At 71.3% G+C, this 12,692-nt stretch carries 8 protein-coding genes; 4 read left to right on the top strand and 4 right to left on the bottom strand.

The annotated features are described in order from the left end of the window. Positions 1-138 precede the first annotated feature (138 nt). The 3 genes from FRZ03_RS18205 (at position 139) to FRZ03_RS18215 (ending at position 6,067) form a co-directional block, all read left to right on the top strand. Positions 139-2,571 (top strand): MFS transporter, encoded by a 2,433-nt coding sequence (locus tag FRZ03_RS18205; protein ID WP_261399242.1) that lies wholly within the window; start codon positions 139-141, stop codon positions 2,569-2,571. Between the two features lie 152 nt (positions 2,572-2,723). Then, positions 2,724-5,252, top strand: coding sequence for an ATP-binding SpoIIE family protein phosphatase (locus FRZ03_RS18210; protein WP_146466222.1), 2,529 nt, complete (start codon positions 2,724-2,726; stop codon positions 5,250-5,252). 95 nt (positions 5,253-5,347) lie between these two features. After that, positions 5,348-6,067: a class I SAM-dependent methyltransferase gene (locus tag FRZ03_RS18215; RefSeq protein WP_146466223.1), complete on the top strand. Its 720-nt coding sequence runs from the start codon at positions 5,348-5,350 to the stop codon at positions 6,065-6,067. Between the two features lie 66 nt (positions 6,068-6,133). On the opposite strand, the gene FRZ03_RS18220 is transcribed toward FRZ03_RS18215, so the two are convergent. Beyond that, a complete protein-coding gene (locus FRZ03_RS18220; protein WP_146466224.1) occupies positions 6,134-7,303 on the bottom strand; it encodes an AMP-binding protein in 1,170 nt (389 codons plus the stop codon). Positions 7,304-7,484: 181 nt separating this feature from the next. Between FRZ03_RS18220 and FRZ03_RS18225 the strand changes: the two genes are divergently transcribed. Next, on the top strand, positions 7,485-8,747 hold the full coding sequence (locus tag FRZ03_RS18225; protein ID WP_146466225.1) for an ATP-grasp domain-containing protein: 1,263 nt from the start codon (positions 7,485-7,487) through the stop codon (positions 8,745-8,747). A gap of 88 nt (positions 8,748-8,835) precedes the next feature. Here the strand turns inward: FRZ03_RS18225 and FRZ03_RS18230 are convergent, their stop codons facing one another. From FRZ03_RS18230 to FRZ03_RS18240, 3 genes are all read right to left on the bottom strand, one after another. Further along, positions 8,836-9,888, bottom strand: a complete 1,053-nt coding sequence (locus FRZ03_RS18230) for a glycoside hydrolase family 11 protein (RefSeq protein WP_315902650.1) — start codon at positions 9,886-9,888, stop codon at positions 8,836-8,838. A gap of 438 nt (positions 9,889-10,326) precedes the next feature. After that, entirely contained in the window at positions 10,327-11,733 is a 1,407-nt protein-coding gene (locus FRZ03_RS18235; RefSeq protein WP_146466226.1) for a DHA2 family efflux MFS transporter permease subunit, read from the bottom strand. Next, entirely contained in the window at positions 11,730-12,539 is an 810-nt protein-coding gene (locus tag FRZ03_RS18240) for an alpha/beta fold hydrolase (RefSeq protein WP_146466227.1), read from the bottom strand. The genes FRZ03_RS18235 and FRZ03_RS18240 overlap by 4 nt, the downstream gene beginning before the upstream one ends. Positions 12,540-12,692 lie beyond the last annotated feature (153 nt).

Genomic DNA, 12,692 nt, shown 5'->3' on the forward strand with positions numbered 1-12,692 from the left:
TTTTCGTCACCGGTTCGAGTGGAACTGGCGCCCACCGGGAACCGCCCCGTAACCCACCACGGTTGTTCGTAGTTGTCGCCTCGCGCGAGAAATTGCACGGGTACGACAGCCGCGAAGGTGGCGCGAGGGGAGCGGAACGTGGGCGGGACGACTCTGGTGGATCACGACACGCTCGTGCTGCTCCCGGCTGCCGGGAAGGAACCGCCCGAGGAGGCCCGGGAGGAGCCCCCGGCGGCCGTCCCCGCGGCCCCGCCGCCGGCCGCCGCTCCCCTCGGCCCGCGCCGGGTGCGGCTGGTCGTCCTCGGGCTGATGCTGGCGATGCTGCTGGCCGCCCTCGACCAGATGATCGTCGCCACCGCCCTGCCCAAGGTGGTCGGCGAACTGCACGGCCTGGACCGGATGTCCTGGGCCATCACCGCCTACCTGCTCACCTCCACCATCGGCCTGCCGCTGTACGGCAAGCTCGGCGACCTCGTCGGCCGCAAAGGCGTCTTCCAGTTCGCCATCGCCGTCTTCGTCGTCGGCTCCGCGCTCGCCGGACACGCGCGCAGCATGGACCAGCTGATCGCCTTCCGCGCGCTCCAGGGCATCGGCGCGGGCGGCCTGATGATCGGCGTCCAGGCGATCATCGCCGACATCGTGCCGCCCCGGCAGCGCGGCCGCTACATGGGGCTGATCGGCGCCGCCTTCGGCGTCGCCTCCGTCGCCGGACCCCTGCTCGGCGGCTACTTCACCGACCACCTCTCCTGGCGCTGGTGCTTCTACGTCAACGTGCCCTTCGGCCTGGTCACCCTCGCCGTCGTCGCCGTCGTGCTCAAACTCCCCAAGCCCGAGGTCCGCGGCCGCTTCGACGTGCTGGGCGCCCTGCTGCTCGCCACCGCCTCCACCTGCCTGGTGCTGCTGACCAGTTGGGGCGGTACCGAGTACGCGTGGGGCTCGCGGCAGATCATCGGCCTCGGCGCGGGCGCGCTCGCCGCCGTCGTGCTCTTCCTCGTCGTCGAGCACTTCGCCGTCGAACCCCTCATCCCGCTCCGGCTGTTCCGCGACTCCGTCTTCAACGTCACCGGTCTGGTCGGCGCCGTCGTCGGCGTCGCCCTGTTCGGCGCCGCCAGCTATCTGCCCACCTTCCTCCAGATGGTCGACGGGGCCAGCGCCACCGGCTCCGGACTGCTGATGCTGCCCATGACCGCGGGCATCGTCGCGACGTCACTGCTCTCCGGGCAGCTGATCAGCCACACCGGCCGCTACCGGATCTACCCGGTGCTCGGCGCCGCCGTCTCGGTCGCCGGGATGTGGCTGCTGTCCCGCCTCGGCGCCGGCACGCCCCGGCTGCACTACAGCCTCTGGATGGCCGTACTCGGCGCGGGCATCGGCCTGGTGATGCCCGTCCTCGTCCTCGCCGTGCAGAACTCCGTGCGCCCCGCCGACCTCGGCACCGCGACCAGCGCCAACAACTACTTCCGGCAGATCGGCGGCAGCGTCGGCGCCGCCGTCTTCGGCACCCTGTTCGCCGACCGGCTCGCCGACGCGCTGCGCAGGGAGCTGCCCCCGGGCGCCGGTGCCCGGCTGCCCGACCCCGAATCCCTCACCCCGCAGCTCGTGCACGCCCTGCCCCCGGCGCTGCGCGACGCCTACATCCGCGCCTACGCCGACGCCATGCCCCGGGTCTTCCTGTACCTCGTCCCGGTGCTCGTCCTCGGCCTGCTCGCCGCCTTCTTCCTCAAGGAGAAACCACTGGTGTCCCACCACACCGCCGAATCCGACCCCCAGGGCCTCAACACCTCCATCCCGCAGGCACGTTCGCCGTACGCCGCCGGAATCCCGGTGTGCGGCACCGTGCAGCACCCCGACGGCACCGTGGTGCCCCGCGCCGCGCTCACCCTCATCGACGTCACCGGACAGCAGATCGGCCGGGGCGCGAGCGGCGACGACGGGCGGTACGCGCTGAGCACGCCCGGTTCCGGGTCGTACGTCCTGATCGCCGCCGCGGGGGGTCACCAGCCGCAGGCCGTCTCCGTCATCGTCGGCGAACGCCCCGTCGAGCTCGACGTCGTCCTCGGCGGCGCCGGACGCCTCGCCGGCAGCGTGCTCACCGCCGACGGCAGCCCGGTGCGCGACGCCACCGTCACCCTCACCAACGTGCACGGCGAGGTGGTCGCCACCACCCGCAGCGGCCGTGAAGGGGGCTACGTCATCACCGAGTTGGTCGCGGGGGAGTACACCCTCGCCGCCAGCGCCCCCGCCTTCCGCCCGGCCGCGCTCCCGGTCAGCGTGCAGGCCGCCCGGGAGACCCGGCAGGACGTCGAGCTCGCCGGCGGCGCCGTGCTGCGCGGCGTCGTGCGGGCGACCGGGGGACGTCCCGTGGAGGACGCCCGGGTCACCCTCCTGGACGCCGCAGGCAACGTGGTGGACACCCTCACCACCGGAGCGGACGGCGCCTTCCGGTTCGTGGACCTGTCCTCCGGCGAGTACACGGTGATCGCCGCCGGTTACCCGCCGGTCGCCACGGTCCTCCAGGTCGCGGGCGGTGGCCGCACGGAACGGGACCTCCAGCTGGGGCACGAGGACTGAGGCGGCACGCGCGGCGGGGCCGGGCGGGGGGCCGGTGCGATCAGGTAACCCAATTCCCGGATTGCCACACATCGCCACCGGCCGCCGCCGTACCGTAGTGGCCGGCGGCACAGATCGTTTGCGAACAGCCGCGGGGAGAAGGGGCCTGGGCCATGGACCGTGGCAGCGAGCGGGACACAGCTCCCGGGCGCGCCGGCGACACCGGCGCGGGCCGGATTCCGCTTGCGGTGATCGTCGTGGACCGCGAGGGCCTGGTGTCCCACTGGAGCAGTGGGGCACTGCGGTTGTTCGGCGTGCCCCGGCAGGACGCGGTCGGCCGCCCCGCGGCGGACCTGCTGCCGGTCTCCGGCGCCCTGCCCGACCGACTCCAGGGCGGCGCCGCGCCGGACGACGGCCGGGCGGCGTACGACGGCGGGCCGGACGACCGTGCCGTGCCCGGCGGTTCGCCCGACGACGAGCTCGGCCCCGACCTGGAGGCGTCCCTCGGCGGCGGCACCTCCTACGCCACCGCCGGTCGCGCCCGCCTCTCCCCGCCGCGGCGGACTTCGGACGACGGGGACCGGGCGGACGGCGAGCGGCTCGATGTGCTGTGGTGGGCCTACCCGTTGATCGGTCCCGGCCCCGCCCGGCTGCTCGTGCTGGCCGCCGACGCCACCCGGCTGCGCGAGGAACGCGGCTACGACGACGAGACCGCAGAACGCGTCGCGCCCGGCTTCGCCCGCCACACCGAGCTGCCCGCCTTCGACGAACTCGAACGGCGGCTGCCGGAGATCCTGCCCAACATGGGCCCGGGGATCAGCGCCCGCATCGTCTCCCAGGTCCTCGAACTCGGCTATCCGGTACTGGAGTTCAGCCAGTGCGAACGGGTGCCGGTGACCCCGTACTGGGGCGTGCCCCGGCGCCCGGGCCGTATCCCGGCCGACGCCGCCGCGACCCTGATGCCGCGGCAGCGGACCGCCCCCGTGACCGCCGTACCGGCGGGCGCCGAGCAGGACCTCGAATACGCCGCCGTCCGCGAACGCCTGGAATTCCTCAACGAGGTCAGCTCCCGCATCGGCTCCTCCCTCGACCTCGGCGAGACCATCCGCGAGGTCACCAGCGCCGCCGTGCCCCGGTTCGCCGACTTCGCCGGCACCCATCTGCGCGCCGCCGTCCTCGCGGGCGAGGGCTTCCCGGACGGCCCGCCCGACGCCAGCACCGTGATGTTCCGCGTCTGGGTCGAGCACAACGACGAACCAGGCCGCTGGGACGACACCGTGCCGGTCGGCGAGGCCTTCGCCTTCCCCGAACACACCCCGTTCTACCAGTGCATGGTCACCGGGGAACCGGTCCTCATCCCCCGGGTCACCGACGAGATGGGCGACCGCATCTCCGGCCAGTTCGAAAAACGCGACCTGCGCCCGCTGATCAACGGCCGTTCCCTGCTGATCGTGCCGCTCAAGGCGCGCAATGTCGTCCTCGGCTTCATGGTGCTGATCCGCCGCCCCGACCGCCCCGCCTTCGACGACATGGACCGCACCACCGGCGCCGAACTCGCCGCCCGCGCGGGCCTCGTCCTCGACAACGCGCGCATGTACACCTACCAGGAGAACGTCGCCGACACCCTCCAGGACAGCATGCTGCCGCAGGTCGCCCCGAGGATGGCCGGCTGCGACGTCGCCACCCGCTATCTGCCCGGCACCCGGCTCGGCCGGATCGGCGGCGACTGGTTCGACACCATCAAACTGCCCGGCTCCCGCACCGCCCTCGTCGTCGGCGACGTCATGGGACACGGTCTCAACTCGGCCGCGATGATGGGCCAGTTGCGCACCGCCGTGCAGACCATGGCGGCGATGCAGACCCCGCCCGCCCAGCTCCTGCGCAATCTCGACGACCTGGCCCGCCGGCTCGGCGACAACTACCTCGCCACCTGTCTGTACGCGGTCTACGACCCGATCCGCGGCGAGGTGACCCTCGCCAACGCCGGACACATCCCGCCGGTGCTGGTGCGCGCCGAGGACGGCAGCAGCGAACTGCTCGATCTGCCCACCGGCGCGCCCATCGGCGTGGGCGGTGTCCCCTTCGAGGCCGCCCGGGTGCGGGTTGCGCCCGGGGACCGGCTGGTGCTGTGCACCGACGGCCTGGTGGAGGTGCGCGGCTCGGACATCGGCGAGGGCCTCGCCGCGCTCTGCGAGTCCGCCGCGCACCCCGCGGCCTCCATGGACGACGCCTGCGACACCATCATCCGCGCCCTCAACACCCGGGGCGGCCGCAAGGACGACGTCGCCCTGCTGATGGCCCGCCTCAACGGCATCCCCGCCGACCACGTCGCCGCGTGGCGGCTGGACGCCGAGCCCCGCGAGGTCGGCCGGGCCCGCCGCCTGGTCCGCGAGCAGCTGCTCGCCTGGGGTCTGCCGGAGGCCGTGGAGACCGCCGAGCTGCTGGTGAGCGAGGTCGTCACCAATGCCGTACGACATGCGGAGGGCGATCGCGTCGGGCTGAAGGTGGTGCGCACCGACGCGCTGCTGTTCGAGGTCACCGACGACGCGCCCGACCTGCCCGACATGATCGCCGCGGGTCCCCTCGACGAGTCGGGCCGGGGACTGCGCGTGGTCAGCAGACTCGCCCACGAGTGGGGCGCCAGCGCCACCGGGCACCGCAAGACGGTCTGGTTCGAACAGGCGGTCACGGGGAGCCGCTGAACGCCGGTACGTCCGGTGAAGGTGGCCACCAGACCCTTGCCCGTGCCCCGCTGCCCGCGATATCCCGATCATGCAACCGATCGTGGGAGAGTCGCATGAATGCTTCGGACAACTACCGTGACAACTGGGAGAGTTACTGGAGCGAGACCTCCGACGCCCCAGGAGAGGCGATCTGGGACTCGGACCCCTCGCTGACCGCCGAGCCGCACAGCGCCCTGCTCCTGCCGCACGCGGACCCGGCCCGCGTCATAGTCGACCTGGGCTGCGGCAACGGCACCCAGACCCGCTATCTCGCCACCCGGTTCGCCCGTGCCATCGGCGTCGATCTGTCGCACGCGGCGGTCGCACACGCCCGCCGCGCCGCGGGGGACGCGCCCGTGGAGTTCGAGCAGCTCGACCTGACCGACAGCGACGCCGTGAAGGCCCTGCACGACCGGCTCGGCGACGCCAACGTCTACATGCGGGCCGTCATCCACCAGAGCGAGCCCGCCGCGCGTCCCGCGGTCGCCGCCGCCGTCGCCACGCTCATCGGCAGCGAGGGCCGCGCCTTCGTCGTCGAACTCACCTCGGGCTCCCGCGAGGTCCTGGGGCGCGCCGCGGCCGAGCCCTCCGGCCCGCCGCCCAAGCTCCAGCGGGTCTTCGACCACCGGCTCAAGCCGGCCGACGCCGATGACGCCGAGATCCCCCGGCTGCTCGCCGAGGCGGGCATGACCGTCCTCGCCGAGGGCGACACCGTCCTCCCGCAGACCGAGCACCTCACCGACGGCACCCGGATCGACCTGCCGGCCCGCTGGTTCGTGCTCGCGGCCCGGTAACGACACCGCGGGGCGCGGGACGGCGGCCGTCGCCGTCCCGCACCCCGCGCTGATGCAGGTGTCCGACTAGGAGCCGCTTCCCAGCGCGTCCTGCCACACCGCGCCCGGCGTCTTGTTCGTCCGCGCGATGCGGCGCAGCCGGTCGACCCGGCGGGCGGAGATCGCCTCGGGGTGCTGGCTGTCGACGGTGCCGAGCCGCACGTTGCTCCCGGTCAGCCAGGTCCGGACGGCCTCCGGGGCGGCCGTGCCGGTGTATTCGACGGTCATCGAACGCGCCGAGTCGGCCAGGTCGTTGTCGCGCACCAGCACCAGCTGGGCGTCCACGACGTCCGGGCACTGCCGGGCGGAGTCGACGATGTCCGCGATGTTCACGTAGTTGCCGAGCAGGCCGAAGCCGTCGTCGGCGCGGCCGAGGACCCGGAAGGCGTCGCCGCGTCCGCAGCGGCACCGCGTCGCCTCGATGCGGTCACCGAGGCGGTAGCGGACGACGGGCACGGTCCATCCCTCGCCGGCCCGGGTCAGCAGGGCCCCGGCGTCCTCCAGCTCGAAGATCTCGTCCGCGAGCAGATGGAGCGTCGTCTCGTCGCACCCCGGACGGTTGGACCCCATCGCCCAGGTCTCGACCGAGCCGTAGATGCCCCACAACTGCACGTCGGGAAAGGCCTGCCGGACCAGCTCCCGCTTGGACTCCGTCCATGCCTCGCCCATCCAGATGATGGTCTTCACCGGCGGTTTCACACCGGTCTTGAGCACCATCTCCGCGAAATCGGCGAGTACGGACGGAACACTGGCGAGGGCGGTGACACCGACCTCGCGGAGCATGGGCAGCCGGAGTTCCAGTTCCTCGGCCGTCATGGGACCCGAGGGAATCACCGTGGACTCGGTGCGCTCGGCGAGCTTCTGGACGAAATAGTGGGTGCCCCACATGCGGCCGGCGTCGTAGAGATTGAGCACGACGTCGCCGACTCCCAGGGGGCGCCAGACCGGCAGCAGCCGGTCGAAGGCCATGTGATGGGGCAGGTACGTCAGTTTCGGGGTGCCCGTGGTGCCGCCGCTGGAGACGAGCACACCGCCGTCGCGCTCGGCCGCCGCCCGGGTCATCGCCGTTATCTCGGCGGCACCGCAGACTTCCAGGTCGGAAAGCTCTGTCGCCCCCTCGGGGACCGCCTTCCCGCCGGACGAGGCGATCGTCCGGGCGTGAGCGAGCAGAATATCGCGGTCGATCTTTCCGATCATGATTCTCCCGGTCAATCGATGAAGGGGGCATGAAATAATTCGCACGCCATACGGCACCAGGTCGAATAAATCCTAGGCAGCCGGCCGTGGAGTGGTCCAATAATGATTTTTGATCGGCCGATAACAATCCCTGTGAGCAACCGGCATTGTCGGCGCGGTGCAGTGCCGGGAAAATAGCGGGATGAATACTAAGACCGTCGTGCTCGTGGGAGTTCCGTGGAGTGTCCACGAACTGGACGACGCCATCCGTGACGCGGCCACCCTCGGTGCCTCGCTGCTCGTCGTCGACACGCCCGAGTCCCTCGCGCAGATCGGCGAACAGACCGCCGTGCGGACCCGTACCGTCAAGGCGCTCGACCCGTTGCTCATCGCCGACTGCGTGCGCGACGAAGAGCCGGCGACCGTCCTCGCCATCACCGAGTTCTCCATGGAGCTGGCGGCGGCCGTGCGCGAGCTGCTCGGCATCCCCGGCACGCCGTCCGCCGTCGAGGCCCGCGTCCTGGACAAGGCGCAGACCCGCGAGGTGCTGCGCGAGCACGGTCTCACCCGGGTCGGGTTCCACCGCAGTTCACTGCTGGACCCCGAGGACCTGCTCGGCGGCCTGGAGCCGCCGGTGGTGGTCAAGCCGCGCTCGTTCAGCGGCAGTCACGGCGTGACCTTCGTCGCCGACCGTTCCGAACTGGAGCGTGTCTTCGACCCGTACGACCTCGCCGAGACGGATCTCGACGACCGAGACGGCCGGGTGGCCCACCTGGACGGCGACCACCGCACCCACGAGGTCATCGTCGAGGAGTACGTGCCGGGCCCCGAGATCAGCGCGGAGGGGCTCGTGGTCGACGGCCGGCTCACGCTGTTCAGCCTGACCGACAAGGTCAACACCGGCATGCCACACTTCGAGGAAGTCGGCCATCTGGTGCCCAGCAAGCACACCCGGGAGCGGAGCGCGCAGGTCGAGGAGTATCTCCAGGCCGTCGTGTCGGCGCTGGGCTTCGTCACCTCGCCGATGCACGCCGAGATCAAGCTGCTCGACGACCGGATCGAACTCGTCGAGATCCACACCCGCTACCCCGGCGACCGCGTGGTCGAGCTGCTCCAGTCGGCGTACGACGTACGACCGTACGAGGCCTACTTCGACGCGATGCTGAACGGCAGTGTCCCGCAGCGGCCCCGGCCGACCGGCGAGCACTACGGGGTGGGCTTCTTCAACGGCCCGACCGACGCCCCCTTCGCCTGGCCGTCCTACGCCTTCCCGCACCCGGAGGCCGTCGTCTCGATCGACCTCGACCGCCGCCGGGCCCCGAAGGTCTTCGCGTACGAGGGCCTGCGCATCCGGTACTGGCGGGCGGGCCACGCCCTGTTCGCGCACGAGGACCACGCCCGCGTGCAGGAGAACATCGACTTCCTCCTCGACAACACGCCGGGGCAGGGCGGCTCCGGTAGCTAGTGCTGCGACACAGAGCCCCGGCCGTCAGAGCGGGCCGGCCACCGCGGCGAGGAGGCCGCGGTGGCCGGCCCGGTCGGTCAGGGCCGGTTCAGCCGGCGGTGCAGGACACCGTCGGAGCGCCGTTGCCGCCCGAGTAGCCGGCGTTGAACCCGAAGGAGGTGTCGGCGCCGGCCGCCAGCGAGCCGTTGTTGCTCGCGTTCTTCACGGTGACCGTGTTGCCGGACTGCGTGTAGCTGCCGTTCCAGAGGCTGGTGACCGTCTGGTTGCCGGGGAAGGTCAGTTTGACGGTCCAGCCGTTGATGCTGGAGGAGCCGGTGTTCTTGACCGCCACCGAGCCGGTGAAGCCGGAGCCCCAGTCGGAGGAGTTGGTGAAGGTCGCGGAGCAACCGCTGCCGCTGCCGCCGCCGCTCGGCGGCGGGGTGGTGCCGCCACCGCTGCCGCCCCCGCTGGTGACGGTGATGTCGGAGCTGCCGCTGCTCTGGTAGCCCTCGGTGGCCAGGATCTCGTAGTTCGGGGTGCCGAGGTTCAGGCCGAGGCTCTTCCAGGCGTTGAAGATGTTCGCCACGGTGATGGTGCCGCCGGTGCGCTTCGCCTGGCGGACCGCCCAGTACTGGTCGAACGTCGCGGTGCCCTCGATGGACGGCGCGTTGACGCGCGTCGTCTTGTAGAGGTCGTACGTGCTGCCGTCGCTGGTGACCGAGCCCAGCTTGGTGGCGCCCGAACTCGGGTTGTAGTTGCCGTAGTTGTCGACGATGTACCACTCGATCAGCGGGTTGGTGGTCCAGCCGTACAGCGACAGGTAGCAGTTGCCGTTGCAGTTCCACGTGCCCGAGTACGAGACGGTGTTGGTCGTGCCCGGGTTCCAGCCGGTGCCGGCGACGACGTTCTGCGCGGCCGTGTTCCAGGTCAGGCTGTAGTTGCTGCCCGACCCCAGGGTCATGGTGGCGCCGCTGGACTGCTCCCAGAACGAGTAGAAGTAGCCGTTGTTGGTACCGGTGCTGTTGGAGGTGATGGTCGTGGCGGCCTGGGCCGCGCCGGGCAGCGCGAAGGCGACCACGACCGCCGCCATCGCGGCGACGAGTCCTCGGACAGCAGCCACGAGGCCGCGTCTGCGGCGCATCGCGTGGGGCAGCGTGCTCATGGGGGTGTTCCTCCCTGTGCGGGTGTGGAGGGCCTGCTGTGCGCCGGGCCCGGGCCGTCACCGGCCGAGGCCGAAACTGACAGGGGCATGACAGATCTGGTCGCGTCGAGTCGCCGCGACCGGGGCCGGGTCGGCGTGCGGGCCCGGACCGCCGGTGGCGGGCACCGGCGATGGCGAACAGTCTGGACGGCGACCGCCCGGTGTCAACAGTTTCGGTATAAGTTTCGAAATCTTTCTGTTCGCTGGATTTCGCCGGCGAGAGCATCTTCCCTCTTCAGAGGCAAGTTCTCGCGTTCAGGTGATGTGCTCCATCAGGTCAGGCCGGGGATTTGGGCATCTGGAAGTTCGGTGAGTGGTCGGCCTCTCGAAAGTTTCGGGAGGAAAAACGAGAGGAGTGCCGCCGGGGAGGCGGCACTCCTCTGCTCGGGCGGATCGCCGTCAGTCGGACGGTACCGGCCGTGCTCGTACGGCCGGTTCGGTCCTCTCGCGGGGCAGCGCCAGGCAGGCGACGGCGCCGAGCGCCAGCGCCGCGATCGGCAGGACCGTCGCGGCGCGCATCGCCGCGCCGCTGCCGTCCGCCACCGAGCGCAGCCCCTGCACCAGCGCGACGACGCCCGCGGTGAAGACCATCGCGCCGAGCTGCCGCACGGTCTCCAGGATTCCGGAGGCCGCGCCCGTCAGTTCCTGGGGGACGTCGCGCATCGCGACCGTCGTCCTCGGCGCGATCGAGCAGCCGTTGCCCGTGCCGATGACCGCCATCGGGGCCAGGAAGGCCGTCCAGTGCACCGGGCCCGACATCAACAGCGCGGTCCACAGGATGCCGGCGCCCTGGACGACCATCCCGGTCAGCAGGATGAACCGGCCCTCGATCCGGTCGGCGAGGCGGCCGGCGACCAGGGCGACCAGCATGGACATCGCCGACGCAGGTGCCAGGATCACGCCTGCCCAAAAGGCGCTCAGGCCGAGCACCGACTGGAAGTACAGCGCGGCCAGCACCGTGATCGCGAAGGTGGCGCCGGTGATCGCCGCGGCGATCCCGAGCGTCACGGTGTAGCCGCGGATGCGCAGCAGCGCGAAGGGCACCAGCGGATCACCGTCCTGGCGATGGCGCTGGCGGACGGTGAAGCCGGTGCCGAAGAGCCCGGCCGCCACCAGCAGCGCCCAGACGAGGGGGCCCCAGTGGTGGTCCGCGCCGTTGGTCACGGCGTAGGCGAAGCAGGCGAGGGCCAGCGAGGCGAGGGCGACGCCGGGCAGGTCCAGAAGGTGCCGCCGGCCGGTCCGCAGGTCCGGCATGACGGTCAGGCCCGCCAGCACGACGAGCGCGCCGATCGGCAGGTTGACGAGGAAGATCCACCGCCAGCCGGCCAGGTTGATCAGCAGACCGCCGAGCGAGGGGCCGAGCACGGAGGCCACCCCGCCGACCGCGCCCCACACCCCCAGCGCGGTGCCGCGTCGCTCCCGTGGGAAGGAGGCCACGATCAGGGTCAGGCTCTGCGGCATGAGCAGCGCGGCGCCGGCCCCCTGGAGCACCCGGGCGGCGACCAGGACGCCGGGCACCGTCGCGAGTCCGCACAGCAGGCTCGCGACGGTGAAGAGCAGGACGCCCACGACGAACACCTGCCGCGGGCCGTACCGGTCGCCCAGCCGGCCCGCGGTGATCAGCAGCACGGTGATGGCGATGATGTAGCTGTTCAGCGCCCACAGCACCTGCGGCAGCGTGGCGTGCATCGAGTCGATGATGCTGGGGATCGCGATGGTGACGATCGTCGAGTCCAGCAAGGTCATGAAGTAGCCGAGCGACAGGACGACCAGCGTCGCCCAGGGGTTGCCGCGCAGCCGGCTCACGGGCGAGCCGTCCCGGCCACGAAGTCCCGCAGCACGCGCACGAACCGGTCCGTCTCCTCCAGGAACGGGGCGTGGCCGCTGTGCGGGAACATCTCCAGCCGGGCGTCGGGGAGCGCACCCAGCAGCCACTTGCCGACCTCGGTGGGGAAGATCCGGCTCCGCGCCCCGTGCACCAGCAGCGTCGGCAGCGTCAGGGTGCCCATCCGCTCCCGCCAGTCCTGGGTGAGGACCCCGCTCCACAGGGCCACCAGCGCCAGCCGTGACGTCTTCAGCGACTCGGCCAACAGCGGTCGCAGCAGGGCGGGTTCGGGCTCGCTCCCGGAGGCGAAGCAGTTCTCGATCAGGGCGGTGAGGTACGTGTCCGGGTCGGTCCACTGCTGCTGGGTCGCCTGGAGGGCGCCGGCCGCGTCCAGACCGCCGAACGCCGCGTGCTCCCATCCCTCCTCCCGCAGCAGGTGGGGCGACATCTCCACGGAGACGAGCCGGGAGACCCGGTCGGTCCCGTACCGGTCGAGGTAGTTGTAGGTGACGGTCGCGCCGAGCGACCATCCGACGAGCGTGACGTCGCGCAGGTCGAGCAGTTCGATGACCCGCGCCAGGTCGGCCGCGGCGTCCTGGAGGGTCCAGCCGAGCGGGGGGTGCGGGCCGTCCCCGTGTCCGCGCAGGTCCACGGTGACGACGTCGTGGTCCGGGCCGAGGGCCGCCACGACCGGCGCGAAGGAGTGCGAGGTCATTCCCAGGCCCGGGACGAACAGCACGGTCGGCCCGGTACCGGGGTGCCGGACATGATGAATTGCTTCGAGCATGATGAGAGCTCCTCCCGGGTGAGATGATCAAAATATACGGCCGACGCAAGAAATTACACTCCGAGCGCAATAGCGTATTTTGAAGTGCTGATAAATTTGTTTTATAAACGGGATGATCTTGACCTGGGCCGCGAGAAGCGGATTGTATTCACG

It is taken from the genome of Streptomyces misionensis, from assembly GCF_007896895.1.
Lineage (GTDB): Bacteria > Actinomycetota > Actinomycetes > Streptomycetales > Streptomycetaceae > Streptomyces > Streptomyces misionensis_A.

What these genes read in the sequence shown, in the direction of transcription:
- FRZ03_RS18225 (WP_146466225.1), top strand. Translation starts at nt 7,485, where the DNA reads ATGAATACTAAGACCGTCGTGCTCGTGGGAGTTCCGTGGAGTGTCCAC.
- FRZ03_RS18240 (WP_146466227.1), bottom strand. Translation starts at nt 12,539, where the DNA reads ATGCTCGAAGCAATTCATCATGTCCGGCACCCCGGTACCGGGCCGACC.
- FRZ03_RS18215 (WP_146466223.1), top strand. Translation starts at nt 5,348, where the DNA reads ATGAATGCTTCGGACAACTACCGTGACAACTGGGAGAGTTACTGGAGC.
- FRZ03_RS18210 (WP_146466222.1), top strand. Translation starts at nt 2,724, where the DNA reads ATGGACCGTGGCAGCGAGCGGGACACAGCTCCCGGGCGCGCCGGCGAC.
- FRZ03_RS18220 (WP_146466224.1), bottom strand. Translation starts at nt 7,303, where the DNA reads ATGATCGGAAAGATCGACCGCGATATTCTGCTCGCTCACGCCCGGACG.
- FRZ03_RS18230 (WP_315902650.1), bottom strand. Translation starts at nt 9,888, where the DNA reads ATGAGCACGCTGCCCCACGCGATGCGCCGCAGACGCGGCCTCGTGGCT.